Origin of the sequence: Halegenticoccus soli (assembly GCF_002844195.1) — an archaeon.
Classification (GTDB): Archaea; Halobacteriota; Halobacteria; order Halobacteriales; family Haloferacaceae; genus Halegenticoccus; species Halegenticoccus soli.
Genome location: NZ_PEND01000002.1, coordinates 126,546 through 147,230, shown reverse-complemented (window position 1 = coordinate 147,230; position 20,685 = coordinate 126,546). Strand labels below are relative to the sequence as shown.

The following is a 20,685-nucleotide window of genomic DNA, read 5'->3' as shown; positions in this document are numbered from 1 at the left end:
CTCGATAAAGATACCGATAGAACGTTGTGGGCCTGCCGTCGTAGAGTACATGAACAAACGTGCGGCGTTGACGAGACGCTTTGCGTCTCGTCCGCACACCAGAACGCGAAGCGTTCTGGGGACGCTGTATCCCCTCCCTACGCCCTCGCTTCGCTTGGGCGTTGAGGAAGGGGGCTTAGCGCCTCAATTCAGCTAAAATTTGTCCAGGAGCCGGTCGTAGAAGTCGAGGTCGCTCTCGTCCGACAGCTTCTCCACGATGAGTTCGGGGGTCGACCGGGCGAGCGTGCCCTTGACGGGCGAGCGATTCACCCGGAGTTCGCCGTCGACCAGTCCCACCGCCTCGATGCCGTCCACCGCGACGTCGAAGTCGGCCGTCTCGCGGATCTCGCCCGCGAGGTGCGAGACGAACACCGCCGTCGCGCCCTGCCGGTCGAGCGCCTCCAGGATGCCGGCGATGATCTTCGCGCTCGCGCCGGGTTCGGTGATGCTCTCCAGCTCGTCGACGAGCACCAGCCGCCGCTCCGCGCCCGCGGTCAGGTCGGCGAAGTCCCGGAGGGTGCTCTCGAACGCGCCCGCGTCGAGCGTCCCCTGGCTCTTGGCGTAGTAGTGGAGCTCCTCGATCCGCCCGAGTTCGAACCGCTCGGCCGGGACCGGGAGCCCCATGTGCGCGAGCACGACGAGCACCGCGACGAGGTCGAGCGTCGACGTCTTGCCGCCGCTGTTGACCCCCGAGAGGAGCGCCACCCCGGAGACCTCGTAGTCGACGGGGTCGACCGCCTCGAAATCCACGTCGAGGAGCGGCGATCGGCCGCCCTCGACGGCGAATCCGGACCCCGCGTCGCCGAACGCCGGCATCGCGCAGTCGAAGTCGCGGGCAAACCGCGAGACCGCGAGCTCCACGTCGAGTTCGAGCGCGTCGCGGACGAGGTCCTCCGCGGGCCCGCGAAGCGCCGCGAGGTCGGACGCGAGATCGGCTTTCAGCCGCGCCGCTCGGCGGTCGCGGGCGGCCGCGAGCTCCGTCCTGAGCCGGGCGACGACCTCCTCGTCGCGCTCGACGGGGAAGGTCGGCTCGTCGTCGAACAGCCGGTCGAGGAGGTCGGCCTCGCCGGGGTCGAGCGCGAGGCTGTCGACCAGGTGCTCGCGGGCGCGGCGGACCGCCTCGTCGTACTCGTCGGCGAGTTCGCGCGACAGCAGCGAGTCGACCCGCGCGCCCCGCTCGACGAGCGAGAGGAAGTCCGTCCCCTCGATGGTCACGTCCTGCTCGCGGATGGCGTCGCGGAGGTGGTCGTTCGCGACCGACTCGGCCGTCGACACCGCCGCGTCGAGGTCGTCGACGGCGGCCGTCAGCCGGTCGAGCTCGTCGTCGCCGACGACCGTCCCGTCGTCGGAGACGCGCGAGAGGCCGTCGCGGAGCGCGTCGAGCGGACACGCCGGTTCCGTCCCCGCCGCCTCGTGGACCGCCGCCGCGGCTTCGAGGCGGTCGCGGTTCTCGGCGAAGAAGGCGAGCAGCCGCTCGGGGACGAGCTCCTCCGGGCGGGAGAGCGCGTCGGGGCGGACCTGCACGTCGCCCGGCACGTCGATGCCGGCGAACTCCTCGTCGAGCACGATCACCGTCGAGTACGACCGCGCGAGCTCCGCGACGTCGCGGCCGTCGTCGACGATCTCGGCCGACAGTTCGGGGACGGCGTCGCGGGCCTCGGCGTAGCGCTCGGCGTCCGTCGTCGCCAGACACCGCTCGCGTACCCGGCGCGGCGGCGTTGACTGGAGCGGCTCGACGCCCTCCAGCGCGTCCAGCACCGCCGGATCAGGGTCGCGCTCCATCGCCCGCTCGGCGAACGCGCGCACCTCGTCGATCCGCGACCGCGAGGAACTCGGGAACAGCGTCTCCAGCCGCTTTTCGGCGTAGTCGGTCACCGTCCGCCGCTGGAGCAACGAGAGCGCGTCGCGGTACACCTCCCGGGCGCGGTCGGTCGCGAGGAACGTCCCGTCGTCGCCATGTTCCATCCGAACGGCGGCCCGCGCGATGGCCGCCGCCCGGCCCTCGGTGATCCCCGGCGCGCGGGCGAGCGCGGCGACGTCGCCGTCGCGGAGCGCCGCCTCGGCGTCGTCGAGTTCGGCGAGCGACGCCGCCGTCTTCTCCCCGACGCCCGGAATGGCCTCGAACTCCATTCACCCCGGGGTATCCCCGGCGGGCACAAAACGTTGCGGGTCGGCCGCGGTCGGGCGTTCCCGCCGCCGCGCCGGGAACGGTCGTCGCCGCGAGCGGCGATCCGGCCGCCTCGCTCGCCTCCGACGGTGGCGCGTGGCCCGAAGGCGGCGACTGCCGGGTGCAACGGGCTTTTGCGCTCGGACGATAAATCGCGTCCATGAGCACGACCGTCGAGGAGAAACTGGAGGCGGCGCGCGAGGACCTCGCGACGCGGGACGGCGTCCTGATCGCCTTCTCCGGCGGCGTCGATTCGAGCGTCGTCGCCGCGCTGGCGCGCGACGCGCTCGGCGAGGACGCCGTGGCCTGCACGGCGAAAAGCGAGACGCTCCCCGAGGAGGAGCTCGCGGACGCGAAGCGGGTCGCCGAGGAGATCGGCGTCCGACACGAGATCGTCGAGTTCTCCGAGCTGGACAACCCGGACTTCGTCAGGAACGACGGCGAGCGGTGTTACCACTGCCGGACGATGCGGCTCGGCAAGATGTACGAACGGGCGCGGGAGCTCGGGATCGAGACGGTCTGCGACGGGACGAACGCCTCGGACCCCGGGGAAGGCCACCGGCCCGGCCTGCGCGCAGTCGAGGAGCTCGAAGTGCTCTCGCCGCTTCTCGCCCACGGCATCGGAAAGGAGGAGGTTCGGGAGATCGCCCGCCGGTACGACCTCTCGGTCGCCGACAAGCCCTCGATGGCCTGCCTCTCCTCGCGCATCCCGACCGGCCTCTCGGTCACCGAAGAGCGGCTCTCGCGCGTCGAGAAGGCGGAGCGGCTGCTCCGCACCTGGGGCTTCTCGCAGTTCCGCGTGCGCGACCACGACGGCCTCGCGCGAATCGAGATCGCCCCGGAGGAGATGGAGGCGGCCCTCGACGTCGACTTCGTCCGGGCCGCGCGCGAACACCTCTCCGACGTCGGGTTCGACCACGTGACCCTCGACCTGCACGGCTACCGGACCGGGAGCGTGAGCCCCGCGGCGGAGGAATCGGACGAACCGCTCGTCGAGGACGTGTTCGCCAGGGACTACCCCGTCGGCGAGTGACGGCGCGCCGCCGTCGGGGGAGCGAGAAGAGAGCCTCACTGCGCCGGCACCACCACTCGTAACCCCGCTCGCGAGACTCATATCGGCCGACGGCGAAAGGACGGTATGCACGAGATCCGCGCGACGACCGAGATCGACGCGCCCCCCGAGATCGTCTGGCGAGTGCTCACGGCGTTCGATCGGTACCCCGAGTGGAACCCCTTCCTGACCGTCGTCGGGAGGCCGAACTACGGGGCGCACCTCGTCGTCGAAGTGCGCCCGCCGGGGCGGTCGGCGGCCCGCTTCAGACCGACGGTGACGGCGGTCGAACGCGGCCGGGAGCTCCGGTGGCTCGGTCACCTGTTCGCGCCGGGACTCTTCGACGGGGAGCACCGCTTCGCGCTCGAACCCCTCAACGACGGCGATCGGACGCGCTTCGTGCAGTCGGAGTCGTTCCGCGGCGCGCTCGCCGGCCCGCTCGCTCGCTGGCTCGGCCCGGCGACCGAGCGCGGCTTCCGGGAGATGAACGGGGCGCTGAAGGAGCGAGCCGAGGCGGCGGCGAGAGGCGAGTTGATGGAGGGAATCGGAGCCGACGCGCGGACCTCGGACGGCGGCCTCGCGGCCTGATTCCGAGCGGAGAGAGCGTCGGACGCGTCGAAAAAGGCGTCAGCCTCGGGCGACGGCGAACCTACCCGCGGATTCGCCCTTCCGCGCCGGCGTCTTCGCCGCGGGTTCCGCCGGGGAGGAGTTCGCGGTCGAAGACCGCGTATTCGAGGGAGAGCTTGCCCGGGCCGCTGAAGACGACCGCGAGGGCCACGAGGGCGAGCACCAGCGTGTACTCGAACCCGCCGGTCGAGACGGCGAAGCCGTTCGGGACGTGGACGAGCAGCGTCGCGACGGCCATGTCGACGGCCACGAGCACCGCGACGTATCGGACGAAGAGCCCCGCGAGGAGGAACAGCCCGCCGACGAGCTCGACGAGTGTGACGATCCAGGCGAAGAGCTCCGGGAACGGGACCCCGAGCGAGGCGAGGAAGCCCGCGAACCCGGAGACCCCGGTGGCCTTCGGCCCGACGTTCAGCAGCTTTCCGGCGCCCGCCACGACCAGCGGGACGCCGAGCGCGAGGCGGAGAAACACCGGATTCCAGCCCCAGACGCCGTTTCTGTGTACAGTAGTAACCATCGTAATCACCCATTCCAATGGAGCTGTGAGATAATAAACACGTATTGCGGTCGGTCGAATACGTCAGGGGAGACGTCACGAGCGACGACCGGCCCGCCCCTCGGCGAGTTCGTCGTCGAACGAACGGCCGAATCGGGGTCGGGGTATCAGTTCCCGGTCCAGCGCAGCAGCGCGAGCGTCCCCTCGAACAGCGCGACCATCGTCGCGGCGACGATGATCGGCGCCATGCCGGTCGGGTCGGGGCTGACGAGGAACGACAGGCCGAGGAACGACCCCCAGAAGATGAGGCGCTTGTCCTCCAGCCACCGCCGGGTGACGAGGTTCATCATGATCGCCAGCATGACGAAGAGCGGGATCTGAAAGACGATCGCCATGTACCCCATGAGCAGGAGGATGAGGTTGAACGTCTCCTTGAGGCCGAAGGCGATGACGGCCGCGTCCTGCGTGTACGTCGTGAAGTACGCGAAGATCGTCGGCAGGACGATGAAGTGCGCGAAGGCGATCCCCACGAGCGCGAGCACGAGGCTGGTCGGCACCGCCGCGAGGTAGTAGCGCCGCTCTTTCGGGTACAGCCCCGGTTTCATGAACAGGTACGTCTGGTAGACGAGCATCGGGAGGCCGACCACGAGCCCCGACAGGCCAGCGACCTTCAGTTCCGTCAGAACGAGTTCGAGGGGGCCGTACAGCCGGGGGCGGAGCCGCGAGCCGGGCGTCGCCGCGCCGGGGATGTGGCTGTTCCACATGAAGTTGATGAGCTGGTCGGACAGCGGGAAGGCGAGGAGCGTCACGAAGCCGCCGATGGCGAAGACGATCCCCAGCCGGCGGACCATCTCCTCGATGTGGTCCGCCAGGGGCATCTCCTTGTCGTACTCGGGGCCGTCGCCGAGTAGTCCGTCGTCGAGCGAGTCGTCGCCGCCGCCGACCGGGTCCGGGTCCGAGCCGGGATCCGGTTCCCCCGGCGGGACCTCCTCGACGCCGAACTTGTCCTCGCGCCGCTCGACCGGCGGATCAATCGGATCGACCTCGGACTCCAGAGCCGCCGCGCTCTCGGCCGCGTCGAGCGGTTCGTCCCCGTCCGGGGGGGCGTCCCCCTCGGCGTCCGCGTCGAGAAACGGGTCCTCGGCGATCAACTCCTCCTCCCTCCGGTCGAGGTGTTCCCGCTCCGCTTCGAGGTACTCGTCGACGTCGGACACCGTGTCTTCGCTCGTCGGCGGGTCGAGAACCGGACCGTCACCCTCCGGATCGACGTCCGGATCGGCCGCGTCGGTCGAACCCGCCGTTCCTTCGTCCGGGGGCGTCTCGTCGTCCGCGGTCGATTCTTCGTCCGCTGTCACTTCCCCGTCATCGGTCCACCCCCTCGCCGCGGCCGATTTCTCCGCTGCGCTCTCTCCTTCGTCAGCGGCCGCCTCCCCGTCCGAGGTCTCTCCTTCGTCATCGTCCGTCCCGGCCGCCGCGTCGCCGTCGCGGGACGCGTCCGGATCGCCGGAGGCGACGGCGGTGCCGTCTCGGTCGGCCCCGTCGCCGATCCCGTCGGGGTCGGACGGATCGGATCCACCGCCGTCCGCGTCGGCGTCGGCCGACGCCTCGGGATCGGGCTCCGGATCGGCCTCGTCCGCGCTCGGAGCGCCGCCCTCCGGGTCGGCGTCCGACTCGACGGACCCGTCGCTGTCCGAGTCAGATGACAGCTCAGTAACGCCGGAACGCGCGCCCGACTCCGGTTCGTCGCCCATTCAGTTGCTCTACGCCCCCGGTTCGTTATAGGCCTTTTTGCATGGCCGCGGCGCGGCTCGGTCGAAAAGATTGATAACTGCGAGACGGTTCTCCACCACTATGTCCAGCGCGCTCGACGAGGATACCCGCCGCGCTCTCGACGAGGGGCGGGAGACGGCCGGCGCGATGTTGCGGGCCGCCCAGAAGGACCTCCAGAAGGTGTTCATCGTCTTCGTTCTCGGCTTTCTGGGGACGTTCTACGCGCTGCGGAACTACGTCTGGAACTTCCTCAAGCGCGTGACGAAGGCGCAGATGGACTCGATGACGGCCCGGGAGGTCGAGATCATCGCCCAGACGCCGTTCGACGTGATCCTCCTGCAGGCGAAGATCAGCCTCGTCGTCGGCCTCATCGTCGCGCTCCCCGTGTTCGTCTACTTCTCCCGCGACGCGCTGAGAGCGCGGGACCTCTGGCCGAAGGCCCCGATCAAAATCTGGAAGCTCGCGGTGCTCGCCCTCCTGTCCCTCGTTCTGCTCCTCGGCGGGCTCTTCTACGGGTACTTCCTGTTCTTCCCGATCATGTTCCAGTTCCTCGCGCAGAACGCGCTCTCCGCGGGGTTCGCGACGACGTACTCCATCGTGATGTGGACCGAGTTCATCTTCTTTCTGACCCTGTCGTTCGGGCTCGCCGCCCAGATGCCCCTCGTCGTCACGGGACTGTCCTACAGCGGCATCGTTCCCTACGAGACGTTCCGCGACAAGTGGCGCTACGCGGTGGTCATCTTCTTCGTCTTCGGCGCGGTGTTCTCGCCGCCGGACCCGTTCACGCAGATCATGTGGGCGGTACCGCTGCTCGTGCTCTACGCGTTCAGCCTCTACCTCGCGAAGATCGTGGTGACGGCGAAGCGCGGGAGCGAGCGGGTCAGCGTCGGCCGGACCGCCCGCGCTCACTGGAACGTCCTCCTCGCCGCCGTCGCGGTCGGAGTCGCGTGCGCCTACCTCTTTTACACTCGGGGCGGAGTCGCCGCAGTGAACGCCCTGCTCGAACGGTTCGGAAGCGAGTACCGCGCCCTGCCGGCGGAGTCGATCCTGCCGCTTCCGGCCGACGCGACCGTCGCCGTCGTGGGCGCCGCCGTCGGCCTCGTCCTCGCCGCCCTCGCGCTGATGTACTTCACCTACGTCGAGCTCGACGCCGCCGTCGAGACCGACCGGCGGCTGGGCGATCCGGGGTCGATCGACGTGGGCGCGCTCGACGAGGCGGGCGTCCGCGCCGCGCCGCCGGAGGCGTTCGCCGACATGACGGAGGAGGAGGCGCTCGGGATCGCCAGCGCCGCGCTCGACGAGGGCGACCACGCGAAGGCGCAGGCCGTCCTCGACCGGTACGACGAGGCGCACGAGGGAGACGAGCAGGCGGAGACGGGCGCGTCGACCGCCGCCGGCTCCCCCGCGACCGGAGGCGGCGGTGCCGCCGGGGCTGACGGGACCGTCGGCATGCGCGAGCCGACCGGCCTCGTCGAGACGTTCCGACGCGGCTTCGGGTGGGTGAGCTGGCGGGACCGCCTCCGCGCCACGTGGAACCTGTTCCTCGGTCTCGCCGTGCTCGTCGCCGGCGGGACGTACTACGCTCTCACGACGGCCTACTCGGTGACCGTCTGGCGGTACGCCCGCGAGTACGTCGTCCCGAACGTCCCGTCGCAGTACCGCGGTCGGGCGTTCCTCGAACTGGCCCGCCTCCGGGGCGGCCTGCCGGACGAGCAGGCGGCGCTCGTCGGCGCCGTCCTGGCGCTCGCGGTCGTCCTCGCCGTCGCCGCGCTCTACGCGCTGTACGCCGCGTGGAAGGCCGGGCGCGACCCGGCGGCGCGCGACCTGCGCGCCCTCGGGACCGACGAGATCCGCGGCGCGCCGCCGGTCCTGTTCGCCGAGATGACCGAGAACGAGGCGCTCGCCCGCGCCGACCGCGCGATGAAGGCTGGCGACGAGGCGAGAGGGCAGGCCATCCTCGACCGGTACGACGAGGTGCAGACGGGGATGGAGGCGCAGGCGACGCCGGATCCCGGCAGCATCGGCGACCGGACCACCCGCGCCGGGGGCACCTTCTTCGACGAGCTGACGGACGGCGAGACCGACGAGGACGACATCGGGGGGTACTACAAGGACGTCGCCTTCATCCTCGACAGCATCACCTCGCGGACGTTCCGCATCGTCGGGATCTTCAGCCTCGTGCTCGGCGCGACGTTCACGTGGCTCTACGTCGGCGGCCTCGGCGACGTGCGGGCGGACTTCCTCAGCCGCCTTCCGACGGACGTGCAACCCGACTCGCTCACCGTCGTCGCGCTCCACCCGGTCGAGGCGCTCATCTTCGAAGTGAAGTTCTCGACGCTCGTCGCCGTCATCGTCACGCTGCCGATCGTCGGCTACTACGCCTGGCCGGCCCTGCGCGACCGCGGCTTCGTCCGCGGACACCGGCGCGTCATCTACGGCTGGGTCGTCGCCCTCGCGCTCGGCCTCGTCGGCGGATTCGCGCTCGGGTACTCGTACGTGGCGCCGACGGTCATCTCGTACCTCGTCGCCGACGCGGTCCGCGCGGACATGATCATCAGCTACCGCATCACGGACTTCTTCTGGCTGATCTTCTACACGACGGCGGGGATCGGCCTGCTCGCGGACGTGCCGGTGCTGATGATCCTGCTCAACACGGCGGGCGTCCCCTACCGGGCGATGCGCGACCGATGGCGCGAGGTGACGGTCGCCATCCTCACCTTCGCGGCGGTGTTCACCCCCGCGGGCGTCATCACGATGTTCCTGGTGACGATCCCTCTCATGGTCGCTTACGGCGTCGGCCTCGCGATCCTGTTCGTGCTCACCCTCGGCGGCCGCCGCGACCTCGCGCCGTCGCGCGGGGCGGAGGTCTGACCGAACCCGCGGGACCGAGCGCTGCTCCGACGCCGTTCGATCCGCTTCGCCTTTTTCGACCCCCTTCTGCTCTTTCGGCTTCTTTCGACTCCTTTCGACGACGGACCGTCGCGAGGCGACGACCGGGAGCGGAAGAACCGCCACGGATCGGCGTCTTCGGTGGAGAAACGATCGTCGCGGAAAGCGGCTCGCCGCGGAAAGCGGTCCGGCGGTCTAGCGAGATCGCCGGCGGGTCGCAGACGGCGAAACGGCGGCTCGTCGCGGTCGCATCGGCTGCGAGGGAAGAAAAACCCTAATGCGTTTGTATTACGTCAGGAATATCCGACTATGGCCAAGATAAGCGTCGAGATCCCCGACGAGCTGCTGGCTGATCTGGACGAACACGTCGGCGACGACGGGAAGTTCGTGAACCGGAGCGACGCGATCCGGGCGTCAATCCGGAAGACGCTCGACGCGCTCGACGAGATCGACGCTCGGCACGGGAGACTGAAGGATGAGTGAGCGCGGGGCGACGCCCTCCCTCGCCCCGATCGCGCTCGTCGGGCTGTTCGTCACCGCCCTCGTGACCGCGCAGCTCGTCTCCGCCAAGCTCATCGCGGTGACGCTGCCGATCGCGGGCGTGGTCCTCACGATGCCGGGCGGGACGCTCGCGTACGCCGGCACCTACTTCGCCTCCGACTGCATCTCCGAGCTCTACGGCGAACGGTTCGCCCGGCGGGTCGTCAACGTCGGGTTCGCGATGAACTTCGTGATGCTGGCGCTGGTGTGGCTGACCATCCGAGCGCCTGCCGCGCGCGGTTCCATCGATCCGGGGGCCTTCTCGACCGTCCTCGGCGCCGGGACGAACATCGTCCTCGGCTCGCTCGTCGCCTACCTCGCGAGCCAGAACTGGGACGTGTTCGCCTTCCACCGGATCCGCGAGTGGACCGACGGCGACGCGCTCTGGCTGCGGAACGTCGGCTCGACGGCGACGAGCCAGCTCATCGACACGGCGATCTTCACCGTCGTCGCGTTCGCCGTCGCGCCGGCGCTCTTCGGCACCGGCGCGGCCCTTCCGACGGAGGTGATCGTCGGCCTCGTCGTCGGGCAGTACGTCGGCAAGTTCCTCATCGCGGTGTTCGACACGCCGCTCGTGTACGCCGCGGTCGGTATGCTGCGCGACGCCGACGCCGTCGAGGGAAGTTCGGCGCTCGCCGACTGAGGCGGACCGCGACGTATCGTTCGGACGGCGCGACCGTGGCAATTTATGAGAGCTGCTACCTAACCCCACACATGGCCGGAGAGCGACGCATACGCATCACCGAGGGGGACAGCATGGAAGGGGGGGTACGCTGTCCGAAGTGCGGGAGTTACACGTCCTTCGGGGACATCATCGCGGCCGGCGGGTGTGCGCGCGGGGCGTGGCGCGGCGGACCGTGCGACGCCGAGTTGGCGCTGGATCTGATTGTCGAGAACGACTCCGGGCGGTCGGTCTAAAGGTCTGAATCACTCCACCGGCTCGGCGAAGGCGAACCGGGGTTTCACGTCGGTGACGCGGACGGTGACGGTGTCCCCCTCCGCCGCGTCGGAGACGAACACGGTGAACCCCTCCACCTTGGCGATGCCGTCGCCCTCCCGGCCGGTCGCCGTGATCTCGACCTCCAGCTCGTCGCCCGCCGAGACGGGGGCGGTCAGCCGGCCCTTGCCGACGAGGTACACCTCGGACGACTCGGCGCGCGAGGCCTCCGGGTGGATCGCCCGGACGTACTGGAACTCCCGTTCCATCTCCGACCTCAGCGCCGCGAGGTCCGGCCCGTCGAACACCTTGACGACGAAGTCCCCGCCGGCCGCGAGGAGGTCCTTCGCCGTCTCGAACGCCTGCCGGGCGAGGTGGACGGAGCGAGCGTGGTCCAGCGAGTACTCGCCGCTCATGTTCGGGGCCATGTCGGAGACGACGAGGTCCGCGGGCCGCGACGGCTCGTCGCCATCCCCGTCGCCCCTCGGGCCCTCCCCGCCGATCCGCTCGCGGAGCTCCTCCTTCGTCGCCTCGTCGGTCATGTCGCCGCGGATCGTCTCGACGTTGTCCGCGTCGAGCGGCTTGATCCGCTGGAGGTCGACCCCGACGACCGTCCCGCCGGGTCCGACGGCCTCGGCGGCGACCTGGAGCCATCCGCCGGGGGCGGCTCCGAGGTCGACGACGGTGTCCCCCGGGCTCAGGAGCCCCGCCTCCTCGTCGAGCTGCTTCAGCTTGTAGGCCGCCCGGGAGCGGTAACCCTCCTGTTTGGCCTTGTTGTAGTAGTGATCGCGACCACTCACGCCTACCACCCGAAATTCACTGATACGTTTTCGGCATCCGCGCGGCGCATCACCAGGTTCGATCTCATACCTCTCCGGAAGGCACCCACGGTCAAATGCGTGCCGCACTGGCGCGCTCTAGTTAAACGAGTTTGAGAAGCGGGCAGGTCGTCGAGTGGTTCGGACACGATGCTTCCAGACCCGCTCAGCGAGCGCTCTGCGACGGATTCAGAAGAAACGTGGGAGCGCGAGCGGCTGAACGACGCCATCGACGCCGCCGTCGACGCGGACGAGGTGACGAAGCGCGACGACTACGGCGAGGTCGTCTTCCGCCACGAGACCTACCGTTACGTCTATTGCGTATCGTAACGTAATGGATCGTAACGATGAAGACGGTCACCACGCGCATCCCGGAAGACGACGAGGAGGCACTTGCCGAACTGGAGGAGGAGATGAGCGCCGACCGGTCAGAAGTACTTCGTCGCCTCATCCGACAGGGCCTCTCCGACTGGCGCACGGAGCGAGCACTCGACCACCTCCGAGACCACTCCATCACGCTCCGAAAGGCTGCCGAACGGGCAAACGTCTCGTACGTCGAGATGCTGACCCTCGCCGCCGAGGAGGGCATCGACGTCGGGTACACGACCGACGACCTGGAACGCGACCTCGACCGAATCTGATGGTCGTCGTCGATTCCTCCGCGCTGATCCCGCTCGCGTGGGTCGGCCGGCTCGACCTCGTCACGACCGCCTTCGACGAAATCCGGACGACAGAGGAAGTTCGGGGGGAAGTCCTCACCGAGGGGAAGCGCGGTACCGCGGCGCTCGACGGGTTTCTGGAGGACGTAACTGTTCACGAAACTCCGGAGGCGGCCGACAAGGTGGCGTCGATGGAGGGGATAGCGGTGGCCGACGCGTCGGTGATCCTGCTGGCAGAGGCCGACGAGGAGATCCTCCTCGCCAACAACAAGGGACTGATCGAGGTCGCCCGGAGTCACGGCGTCGAGTGCTGGTGGGTGACGACGCTGTTACTCAGGTGCGCGAAAGAGGGGGACGTGACGGCGGACGAGGCGACCGACGTCCTGTACGACCTCGTGGACGAGGGGATGAACCTCCACCCGAAGGTCTACGCGCGGGTGCAGAAGAAGCTCCGAGAGCTGGGAGAGTGAATCGGAGTACTTGGCCGGCCGGGTGACATCCTCCCCGTCGTAAACGACGGAGCTTCCCCCGCACGAGGAAACCCGGCCTGTTGCCGAGCAGGTTTCAGGACCCCCTCTCCCGAGGTCGGCGGGACGGCGTAAACGACCTTCGCTCCGACCTCGTAGCCTCAGTTCTCGTTCTCGCGGATCACCATCACCTTCACCCGCCGCACGCCGTCGAAGTCGCGGAGGCGGTACGTGAGCTCGCGCACCCGTTCGGCCGGGCCGCGGCAGAAAAGCGACTCCAGGCACCACTCCCCCTGGTGGGTGTGGCTCGTGTTCAGGATGACGTCCTGGTAGTCGTGCTGGACCGAGTGCAGCTCCCGGATCACGTCGTGGTGCCGGTAGTCGAAGCCGACGAGCGCGACGACCTCGCCGGTCGTCGTTTCGAGCCGGGAGTGCGACTCGACGTACTCCAGCATCGCCTCCCGCGCGGCGCGCGACCGGCTCTCCAGTCCCTGCTCCCGCCACACCCGGTCGAACTCCTCGACGATCTCGTCGGGGATGTTGAAGCTCGTTCGCATCCACTCTCCCCTTATCGCGCCGGTACAAGACTCCTCGTTATAAGCTAACCCACGACTTTAGTCGTGGGTTTCCGCGCTGAGGTTCGTATGACGATCGCCCCGTCACGGTATTAACAACCCCTAAGCGCGCCGGTCGCCGACGATTTCGTGGGAGATGCTACACAACGAGGCGCTCGGGCTGCTCATCGGCGCGGTCGCCCTGGGCGCGGTCCACGGCGTCGAACCGGGACACGGGTGGCCGGTCGCCGCCTCGTACGCCCTCGATCGGACCAACAAGTGGTTCTACGGCCTCGCGGCGAGCCTCGTCATCGGAATCGGACACCTCGTCAGCAGCGTCGCGATGGTCGCCGCGTTCTTCTACGCGAAGGCGTACTTCGACCTCGCGCAAGTCAACGAGCCGATCGCGATACTCGGAGGCGTTCGGATAGGCGGTCCGGTGAGCGTCGTCGCAGGGGTACTGCTCATCGCGCTCGGGGTTCGAGAGTACACCCACGGGCGCGCTCACAGTCACAGCGGGGACGCTCGGGACGGTCACGGAGGCGGTCACGGTCACGATCACACCGATCACGACCGCGGTAGCGGGGAAGACCACGGGCACCACCGCGGCCACGGCGAGGGGCACGCGCACGGGCACGACCATCGAACCCACGACGGCTCTCGCGGCGGAGTGCCCGCCCGCGTGAAGGCGTTCGTCCCGTTCGTCGGCGGCCACTCGCACGATCACTCTCACGACCGCGGTGGCGAGGAGGATCACGAGCGTCACCGCGATCACGACGAGAACGCGGACGAGGCGGCCGACCGCGGTCTGCTCGGGATCGCGTGGTTCGCGTTCGTCCTCGGGTTCGCCCACGAGGAGGAGTTCGAGATCATCGCGCTGTGCGCCGGGTCGGACCACTGCCTCGAACTGATGGGCGCGTACGCGATCACGGTCATCGTCGGCATCGTCGGGCTGACGATGCTTCTGATCGCAGGGTACGAGCACTTCGAGGAGACGGTCGAGAAGTACACGCCCTACCTTCCGGCGTTCTCCGCCGCAGTGCTCGTCCTCATGGGCGTCGGGTTCATCGCGGGCGTGTTCTGATCTCGTGTACGCCGATTTCGCGCGCTTGCGGGCGCGCGCGAGAGTACAATCAAGGGTATTTTTAACACCCCAATCGTACGACCACGCATATGTTCAAGGCCATCGTCAGCGCGTCGACGCTCCGCGACGCGCTCGATTCCGTGAGCGTGCTGGTCGACGAGTGTAAGATCAGGTTGAACGAGGACGAACTCGCCATCCGGGCCGTCGACCCCGCGAACGTCGGCATGGTCGATCTCGCCCTCGACGCCGCGGCCTTCGAGTCCTACGAGGCCGACGGCGGCGTCATCGGCGTCAACCTCTCGCGGCTGGAGGACATCGCGGGCATGGCCAACGCCGGCGACCTCGTCCACCTCGAACTCGACGAGGAGACGCGCAAGCTCCACATCCGCATCGACGGCCTCTCGTACACGCTCGCGCTGATCGACCCGGACTCCATCCGCCAGGAGCCGGACATCCCGGATCTCGACCTGCCGGCGACCATCGTCCTCGAGGGGAACCAGCTCGACCGCGGAATCAAGGCCGCGGACATGGTTTCGGACCACATCGCCCTCCGCGTCGACGAGGACGAGGAGGCGTTCTTCATCGAGGCCGAGGGCGACACCGACGACGTCGACCTCGAACTCGGCCGCGACGACCTGATCGACCTCGCGGCCGGCCCCGCCAACTCCCTCTTCTCGCTCGACTACCTCAAGGACATGAACAAGGCGATCCCCGGCGACGCCGAGGTCACGGTCGAGCTCGGCGAGGAATTCCCGGTGAAGCTCCACTACGAGATCGCCGAGGGCATGGGGCAGGTCACGTACATGCTGGCCCCCCGGATTCAGAGCGACTGACGCGCCGCTTTCGGTTCGAAAGCCACCTCGTCCGGCGTTCCGTCTCCCGCCGGAGCCTCCCGGTACGTCCGGCGGGGCTCGCGATCCCGGGTTTCGCCGACTCCGTCCGCTCCCGCCGATTCGGAGCGAAGCGGCTCGCCATCGTGTCATATTTTTTTCATGTGGCGAGAAGCGATTTAATCTCTGAGGGAGTACACTTCCGTGTATGCGAAATAGCATCACCGATGACGACGAGGGGAAGCGCGTCGTAGACGCCGGCGGCGACGAGATCGGACGCGTCGTCGAGGTGCGGCACGGGACGGCGTACGTGGACCCGGATCCGGGGCTGACCGACACCGTCCTGTCGAAGCTCGGCTGGAGCGAGGCCGACGAGGACAGCTACCCCCTCCAGGAGGAGGCGATCGAGACGATAACCGACGACGAGATCAGGCTCGCGGAGCTCTGAAGCGCGATGGTGCCTCTCGCGTCCGCGGGGGCGCTCTTCCCGCTGCAGTTCACGGGAGAGTTCCTCACGTACGCCATCGTGTTCTTCGTCCTGGCGCTCGTCGCGTACTTCGTCGGGGCGCGCGGCATCGCGGGGCTGTCGATGGAGATCGCGAGGATCTTCGTCATCATCTTCCTGGTGCTGGCGGTCCTCAGCCTGTTGCTGTAGCGGCGGCTCGCCCCCGTCGCCCGGCGATCCGCGGCCCCGCGATCCGTCGCCCTGATCGGCGCGATCGACTCCGGCGGACGACGAACGGCGGTCACCCGGCCGACGGGGAGCCGCCCCGTCGGGCGAGTCCCGCGAGGATGGCGACGATCGGGACGACGAGGACCGCCCCGGAGACGAACGGCGACCAGTAGGCGGCGACGTACAGCGCGGCCATCGCGGGCGGGCCGACCGTCCGCCCGAGGCTGCCGGCCCCCTGCGTGACGCCGAAGGCGCTGCCCTGCGCGTCCGCGCTGGCGGCCGTCGAGACGAGCGTCGACAGCGCGACGTTCAGCAGTCCGTTGCCGAGAGAGAGCAGCGCGAGGGCGACGAGCAGCGCGAGAAGCTCCCGCGAGAGGAAGGGGAGCGGCGCGAGGATCGATGAAAGCGGCGGGAGGAGCCGGCCGACGAACGGCGAGAACGGAAGCCCCGCGAGGGCGACGAGGAGGGTCGCCGCGCCGGCGACGGCGACGCGCTGTTCCCCGTACCGCCGCGAGAGTCGGCCGACGAGCACGCCCTGGTTTATCACGCCGAGTACGCCGACGTAGGTGAGGAGAAACGCGGTCTGCGTCGCGTCGTACCCGTAGACGTCCGCGGCGTAGGGGATGAACATCACCTGGATCCCCGAGAAGGCGACGGACGCGAGGAAGAACGCCGCGACCAGCCCCCGGAGGTTCGCGTCGCGCAGGGCCGCCGCGAACCCCTCGACGAACGTCGTCCGCGCGTCGGGTCCGTGCCGTCGCTCCGGTTCGACGAGGAACGCCGCGGCGAACCCGAGGCTCAGAAGGCTCAACCCCGCGGCGGCGAAGCTCGGGAGCGAAAAGGTCGTCGCGGGGACGAACGCCGGGAACAGGCGGTCGGCCGCGGCGACGACCGGCTCGCTGGCGAACAGCCCGCCGATAGCCGGGCCGAAGACGAACCCGAGCCCGAACGAGGCGCCGACGAGTCCCAGCGCGCCGGCGCGCCGCTCCGGCGGCGTAATGTCGGCGACGTACGCCTGCGCCGCGGCGAGGTTTCCGCCCATCGCGCCCGCGAGCGTCCGGGACAGAAAGAGGGCGGCGAGGCCCGCGGTCAGTCCGAAGAAGGCGGACACCTCCGCCGCGAAGCCGAACACGATCCACGCGACCGCGCTCCCCGCGAGCGACAGCGTGATGACGGGCCGGCGGCCCCGACGGTCCGAGAGACGGCCGAAGAGCGGGGCGAAGAGAAACTGCGCGAGCGAGTACGACGCGGCGAGCAGGCCGATGTACACGTCGCTCACGCCGAAGCTCCGGACGTAGAACGGGAGGATGGGGATGACGACGCCGAAGCCGAGGAGGTCGATGAAGACGACGGCCACGACGGTCAGGAGCGCTCGCCGCGAGGTTCGCGCCGCGGTCGTCGCCGTCGCGGCTTCGGGCGCGCTCATGGCGGCCGAAGGGTCGCGGCGGGCCTAACGTTGGTGTCGCCGAGGTGTCGGAGATCAGACCGCCCGCTCGATCACGCGCTTTGCGGACTGCGCCTTCTCCTTCCACCCGTAGCCCGCCTCGTACACGTGGCGCTTCTTCTCGACGAGCTCCTCCGGCGAGGCCTCCTCGAAGCCGCCGCGCGCCCAGGAGCCGCTCTCGCGGAGCCACGCGACGACGTTCTCCTTCGTCTCGGCCCACGAGAGGCCGACCATCTCGTACCAGGCGATCATGGCGAAGACGGCGTTGTCGTGGCAGCCGGGCACGCTCCCCTTCCGGTAGATGGTCCGCATCGGCTCCCGCGTCGGCTCGGAGACGGTCTCCTTGTACTCGGCGGCCGTGAGCAGCCGGAGCACGCCGTTCTCCTCGACGACGCGCTGTTCCGTCCGGAGCTGATCCAGCGCGGCCGCGTGGAGCGGCCCCCACTCGCCGTGGACGTCGCGCCGGAGGTCGTCCTCGCTCCGCGCCTCGACGGACAGGAGCGAGACGAGGTCCGTGTAGCCCTTCTCGATGTCGGGCCACGCGGTCCCCTCGAACCGGCAGTCGGCCTCGTGGAGGCTGTTCGTCGTGCGGCAGCCCGGACACGGATACTCGAAGCTCGGCACTGTCAGGCCGATTGAGTGGTAGCGAATATAGATTGTGCGGTTCGCGCCTGTGTCGTGAGAGACGGAACGTTTCCCCCGACGGGGGCGGCGTCCCTCTTCAGCGGACGGCGACGCGTCATCCGACGGGGAGCGCGGGTTCTGCCTCGCTCCGACAATCGTCGCGTTTATCCTCGCCCACCGGAATATCCGAAGCGATGAACCCGCTCCACGCGCGGTACCCGTTCTTCGACGCCGCACGGGAGGCGGTCGAGGCGTCCGACGTCTCGCTCGCCGCGCTCGTCGCGGAGAGCGCCCCGGCCGTCGCCCGCGGGCGCGAGCGGGTCGAGCGCGCCCTCCGCGCCGGGACGACCGCCCCGGAGGACCCCGGCGAGTGGAGCCCCCGCGACGAGCTGCTCTCGTACCCCATCGCGCGCATCCTCGTGTCGCTCGTCGATTCCGCCGCCGCGGTTCGGAAGTACGCCGCCGCGGAGGCGGCCACGGCGCACGAGCGGTTCGTCACGGACTTCGAGGCGGGCGACGACGGTCTGCGGAGCACCGGGAGGCGGGCGGCCTCGCTCGACGAGTTCCTCGACGAGTTCGGGCTCGACGACGAGGTGACGGCCGAACCGCCGACGACCGCCCGTCGGCCGGAGACGTTCCGCGTCGGGCTCGGAACCTACCTCCGGCTGGCGGACGCCGGGTGGGGCGAACGCTGGCGGCTGGTCAACAGGGAGGTCGCCGCGGGAGCCGTGCGGATCGAACGCGAGGAGCTCTACCGGCTCCTCGAGGAGGCCGTCCGGCGGCGCGTCGCCGAGGGGTTGCCCTTCGAGGTCCGCGGAAGCGCGGGCGGCGACCGGCTCGCCGAGGCGCTGGAGCCGGAGATCGAGAGCCTCCGGGAACTCCTCGCCGATCGCGGTCGGACCTGGCGGATCGACACCGTCGCGCCCGAACTGTTTCCGCCGTGCATGAAACACCTCCTCGAACGCGCCCGACGCGAGGCCGAACTCGAAGCCCACTCCGCGTTCGCGCTCACGGCCTTCCTCACGGGCATCGGCATGGACACGGACGAGATCGTCGAGCTCTACCGCGACTCCCCGCTCGACGAGGAGGCGATCCGCTACCAGACGGAGTACCTCCGCGACGAAACCGGATCGCAGTACGCGTCGCCGTCCTGCGCGACGATGCAGGCGTACGGCGACTGCGTGAACCGCGACGACCGCTGCGAGACGATCTCGCACCCGATGACGTACTACGAGGCCGCGCTGGCGGACGCCGACGGGGTGGTAGACTGGCGCGAGCGCGCCGAAGAATCCGAGGCCTGATTCCCCCGCGAGCGCCGACGGCCTCAGCGCGCGAGGAAGAAGCCGACGAGCGCCATCACGAGCACGAACAGGACGATACTGCCGACCAGCGCGAGGCCGCCGGCCTGTCCCAGTCCGGTGCCGAACGTCGCCCCGATGCCGAGAATGAGCGCGATGAAGAAGCTGACAGCGACGACGGAGACGACGATTTCCCGCAGCGCCTCCTCTTCGAGAGCCATGCCCGGCGATTCCGCCGGACGTCTCAAAAGGACTTCGATACCCCGTTCGGCCGGGGTCGCCGATCGACCCGAATCGCCGAATTTCGGCCCTTTCGCCGCTCAGGAGAAGGTTTAGGTTCGTCGAGCACCTAGAACGATTGCTCCGGGGCGGCCCCGTCGCCCCGACCGACAGAACCATGACGCAAGCTCGAAACCCACCAGCGTCACCGAACCCCGCCAGCGCGAAGACCACCCTCCCCAGCGACGGCTACACCGGCCGCTCGCGCAGAGCGCGGGCCGAGCCGATGCTCGTCCGCCCCCTCCGCGACGACCGGTACGTCGTCGAGACCGACCACGGCACGTACGTCGTCGACCTCGACGGGCGGACGTGCACCTGCCCGGACCACAGTATCCGGGGATCCCGCTGCAAGCACCTGCGCCGCGTCGCCATCGAGGTCACCGAGGGCCGCGTTCCGCCGCCGGGCAAGCGGACGTCGGCCTGCGCGGTCTGCGGCCGGCGAACGTTCGTCGCGGTGACGGAGATCGGCCCGCAGCTCTGCGAGCGCCACGAGGTCGCGGTCGGCGACCTCGTGCGCGACCGCGAGACCGGCAGGCGCCTGATCGTCACCCGGGTGACGAACCGGCGCGCCGACGAGGCGACGACGGACGACGGCACCACGATCGCCGCGTACGAGACCAACGGCGACTACGGCGACCACGAGCCGGTCATCGAGGCCGTCTACCTCGATTCGGTTCGCGGGCTCGACGGCTCCGTCGACGCGTCGGAGCTAAAGCGGTACGGCTTCCCGGCGTCGCGGCTCCGCCGCCTCGGGAGCGAGCGGGTCCGCGGCGCGCAGGCGAGCCTGGACGCCTTCGCCGGCGCCTGAACGCGATTTTCGAACGGGAACGACGGACTCCGTCGACCGCGCCGAGGCGGTTGCGAGCCGCGGCGAGAGCGGCGACGTCGAGCGGGCGCGCTCAACTCCGTTTGTGACCGTGGCCGACCAGCAGCGCGACCGCGTGGACCGCGACGAGCAGCCCGAGCCGGGCGAACTGCTGCGCCGCGAGTCCGCGGACCAGCAGGTAGAGATAACAGAGCGGGATGGCGACGGCGGTCCAGAACGCGAGAAACCGCAGCGGAAACAGGACCAGCCGCGCCGCCCCCGCGAGGAGGAACCGCGCGTCCACGACGGACGGCGGCGAACCGCCCTCGACGGACGAGGAAGCGTTCGACATCGGCTCAGCGGGTCTCCTCGACCGGGACGTACGATCCGCGCTCGGCGGCGATCCAGCGCGCCCCGGAGATCCCGGACCGGCGGTCGTAGACGACGACCTCGTCGGGGGCGAGTTCGACGTCCGCGACTCCGGGATTGAACGCGTATTCGAGTTCGAACGACGGCCACTCCGTCTCGGTCGCGCGGGTTCTCTCGGCTGGCTGGTTCGGCGTCATAGGTCGCTCGTGCCGCCAGTACCCCGCACCCGTATATGTAGCTGAGACAACGCCCGCGTGACTCGGCC

Annotated in this window: 25 protein-coding genes; 15 read left to right on the top strand and 10 right to left on the bottom strand. The window is 69.5% G+C overall.

The features are described 5' to 3' along the window. Positions 1-192 precede the first annotated feature (192 nt). Positions 193-2,169, bottom strand: coding sequence for a MutS-related protein (locus CNO20_RS05640; protein WP_101295169.1), 1,977 nt, complete (start codon positions 2,167-2,169; stop codon positions 193-195). Positions 2,170-2,366: 197 nt separating this feature from the next. On the opposite strand from CNO20_RS05640, the gene larE reads away from it, so the two are divergent. Both larE and CNO20_RS05630 read left to right on the top strand, forming a co-directional pair. After that, positions 2,367-3,239, top strand: a complete 873-nt coding sequence (gene larE, locus CNO20_RS05635) for an ATP-dependent sacrificial sulfur transferase LarE (RefSeq protein ID WP_101295168.1) — start codon at positions 2,367-2,369, stop codon at positions 3,237-3,239. 105 nt (positions 3,240-3,344) lie between these two features. Beyond that, positions 3,345-3,845, top strand: coding sequence for an SRPBCC domain-containing protein (locus tag CNO20_RS05630; protein WP_101295167.1), 501 nt, complete (start codon positions 3,345-3,347; stop codon positions 3,843-3,845). Between the two features lie 61 nt (positions 3,846-3,906). Here the strand turns inward: CNO20_RS05630 and CNO20_RS05625 are convergent, their stop codons facing one another. Together CNO20_RS05625 and CNO20_RS05620 are read right to left on the bottom strand one after the other, a co-directional pair. Continuing rightward, positions 3,907-4,401, bottom strand: coding sequence for a DoxX family protein (locus CNO20_RS05625; protein ID WP_101295166.1), 495 nt, complete (start codon positions 4,399-4,401; stop codon positions 3,907-3,909). A 146-nt stretch (positions 4,402-4,547) separates the two neighbouring features. Beyond that, on the bottom strand, positions 4,548-6,131 hold the full coding sequence (locus CNO20_RS05620; protein ID WP_101295165.1) for a twin-arginine translocase subunit TatC: 1,584 nt from the start codon (positions 6,129-6,131) through the stop codon (positions 4,548-4,550). A gap of 100 nt (positions 6,132-6,231) precedes the next feature. On the opposite strand from CNO20_RS05620, the gene CNO20_RS05615 reads away from it, so the two are divergent. The 4 genes from CNO20_RS05615 (at position 6,232) to CNO20_RS05600 (ending at position 10,497) form a co-directional block, all read left to right on the top strand. Further along, positions 6,232-9,021, top strand: a complete 2,790-nt coding sequence (locus tag CNO20_RS05615; protein ID WP_101295164.1) for a twin-arginine translocase subunit TatC — start codon at positions 6,232-6,234, stop codon at positions 9,019-9,021. A gap of 327 nt (positions 9,022-9,348) precedes the next feature. Continuing rightward, the gene (locus CNO20_RS05610; RefSeq protein ID WP_101295163.1) at positions 9,349-9,522 is read left to right on the top strand and encodes a ribbon-helix-helix domain-containing protein; all 174 of its coding nucleotides are present in this window, start codon (positions 9,349-9,351) and stop codon (positions 9,520-9,522) included. Continuing rightward, positions 9,515-10,222 (top strand): queuosine precursor transporter, encoded by a 708-nt coding sequence (locus tag CNO20_RS05605; protein WP_199174745.1) that lies wholly within the window; start codon positions 9,515-9,517, stop codon positions 10,220-10,222. The genes CNO20_RS05610 and CNO20_RS05605 overlap by 8 nt, the downstream gene beginning before the upstream one ends. A 71-nt stretch (positions 10,223-10,293) precedes the next feature. Then, the gene (locus tag CNO20_RS05600) at positions 10,294-10,497 is read left to right on the top strand and encodes a hypothetical protein (RefSeq protein ID WP_101295162.1); all 204 of its coding nucleotides are present in this window, start codon (positions 10,294-10,296) and stop codon (positions 10,495-10,497) included. A 9-nt stretch (positions 10,498-10,506) separates the two neighbouring features. Here CNO20_RS05600 and CNO20_RS05595 read toward each other — a convergent pair whose 3' ends face one another. After that, entirely contained in the window at positions 10,507-11,316 is an 810-nt protein-coding gene (locus CNO20_RS05595; protein WP_101295161.1) for a 23S rRNA (uridine(2552)-2'-O)-methyltransferase, read from the bottom strand. A gap of 168 nt (positions 11,317-11,484) precedes the next feature. On the opposite strand from CNO20_RS05595, the gene CNO20_RS05590 reads away from it, so the two are divergent. The 3 genes from CNO20_RS05590 to CNO20_RS05580 are packed head-to-tail and all read left to right on the top strand — an operon-like array spanning position 11,485 to position 12,463. Further along, positions 11,485-11,664 (top strand): hypothetical protein, encoded by a 180-nt coding sequence (locus tag CNO20_RS05590; protein ID WP_101295160.1) that lies wholly within the window; start codon positions 11,485-11,487, stop codon positions 11,662-11,664. A 17-nt stretch (positions 11,665-11,681) separates the two neighbouring features. Next, a complete protein-coding gene (locus CNO20_RS05585) occupies positions 11,682-11,975 on the top strand; it encodes a UPF0175 family protein (RefSeq protein WP_101295159.1) in 294 nt (97 codons plus the stop codon). Continuing rightward, positions 11,975-12,463 carry a PIN domain-containing protein gene (locus tag CNO20_RS05580; RefSeq protein WP_101295158.1) on the top strand — a complete coding sequence of 163 codons (489 nt, stop codon included), beginning with the start codon at positions 11,975-11,977 and terminating at the stop codon, positions 12,461-12,463. Before CNO20_RS05585 ends, CNO20_RS05580 begins: the two co-directional genes overlap by 1 nt. Before the next feature lie 158 nt (positions 12,464-12,621). Here the strand turns inward: CNO20_RS05580 and CNO20_RS05575 are convergent, their stop codons facing one another. Further along, complete coding sequence (locus tag CNO20_RS05575) at positions 12,622-13,017, bottom strand: CopG family ribbon-helix-helix protein (protein ID WP_101295157.1); 396 nt, start codon at positions 13,015-13,017, stop codon at positions 12,622-12,624. 154 nt (positions 13,018-13,171) lie between these two features. Between CNO20_RS05575 and CNO20_RS05570 the strand changes: the two genes are divergently transcribed. The 4 genes from CNO20_RS05570 to CNO20_RS05555 all read left to right on the top strand — a co-directional run bounded on the left by CNO20_RS05570 (position 13,172) and on the right by CNO20_RS05555 (position 15,583). Next, complete coding sequence (locus tag CNO20_RS05570; RefSeq protein ID WP_101295156.1) at positions 13,172-14,098, top strand: hypothetical protein; 927 nt, start codon at positions 13,172-13,174, stop codon at positions 14,096-14,098. 89 nt (positions 14,099-14,187) lie between these two features. Further along, positions 14,188-14,931 carry a DNA polymerase sliding clamp gene (locus CNO20_RS05565; protein ID WP_101295155.1) on the top strand — a complete coding sequence of 248 codons (744 nt, stop codon included), beginning with the start codon at positions 14,188-14,190 and terminating at the stop codon, positions 14,929-14,931. A gap of 205 nt (positions 14,932-15,136) precedes the next feature. Continuing rightward, on the top strand, positions 15,137-15,376 hold the full coding sequence (locus CNO20_RS05560) for a hypothetical protein (protein WP_101295154.1): 240 nt from the start codon (positions 15,137-15,139) through the stop codon (positions 15,374-15,376). A 6-nt stretch (positions 15,377-15,382) separates the two neighbouring features. Next, a complete protein-coding gene (locus tag CNO20_RS05555; protein WP_101295153.1) occupies positions 15,383-15,583 on the top strand; it encodes a DUF1328 family protein in 201 nt (66 codons plus the stop codon). 91 nt (positions 15,584-15,674) lie between these two features. On the opposite strand, the gene CNO20_RS05550 is transcribed toward CNO20_RS05555, so the two are convergent. Together CNO20_RS05550 and CNO20_RS05545 are read right to left on the bottom strand one after the other, a co-directional pair. Then, entirely contained in the window at positions 15,675-17,027 is a 1,353-nt protein-coding gene (locus CNO20_RS05550; protein WP_101295152.1) for an MFS transporter, read from the bottom strand. Positions 17,028-17,081: 54 nt separating this feature from the next. Beyond that, complete coding sequence (locus tag CNO20_RS05545) at positions 17,082-17,669, bottom strand: DUF7474 family protein (RefSeq protein WP_101295151.1); 588 nt, start codon at positions 17,667-17,669, stop codon at positions 17,082-17,084. Positions 17,670-17,863: 194 nt separating this feature from the next. Between CNO20_RS05545 and CNO20_RS05540 the strand changes: the two genes are divergently transcribed. After that, positions 17,864-18,970, top strand: coding sequence for a DNA primase large subunit PriL (locus CNO20_RS05540; RefSeq protein WP_101295150.1), 1,107 nt, complete (start codon positions 17,864-17,866; stop codon positions 18,968-18,970). Between the two features lie 23 nt (positions 18,971-18,993). Here CNO20_RS05540 and CNO20_RS05535 read toward each other — a convergent pair whose 3' ends face one another. Further along, positions 18,994-19,188 (bottom strand): DUF7472 family protein, encoded by a 195-nt coding sequence (locus CNO20_RS05535; protein WP_101295149.1) that lies wholly within the window; start codon positions 19,186-19,188, stop codon positions 18,994-18,996. 176 nt (positions 19,189-19,364) lie between these two features. Here CNO20_RS05535 and CNO20_RS05530 point away from each other — a divergent pair, with 176 nt between their 5' ends. Further along, positions 19,365-20,054, top strand: coding sequence for an SWIM zinc finger family protein (locus tag CNO20_RS05530; protein ID WP_101295732.1), 690 nt, complete (start codon positions 19,365-19,367; stop codon positions 20,052-20,054). A gap of 91 nt (positions 20,055-20,145) precedes the next feature. On the opposite strand, the gene CNO20_RS05525 is transcribed toward CNO20_RS05530, so the two are convergent. Next, a complete protein-coding gene (locus CNO20_RS05525; RefSeq protein ID WP_101295148.1) occupies positions 20,146-20,403 on the bottom strand; it encodes a DUF8028 family protein in 258 nt (85 codons plus the stop codon). 4 nt (positions 20,404-20,407) lie between these two features. Continuing rightward, positions 20,408-20,617, bottom strand: coding sequence for a hypothetical protein (locus CNO20_RS05520; RefSeq protein WP_101295147.1), 210 nt, complete (start codon positions 20,615-20,617; stop codon positions 20,408-20,410). Positions 20,618-20,685 lie beyond the last annotated feature (68 nt).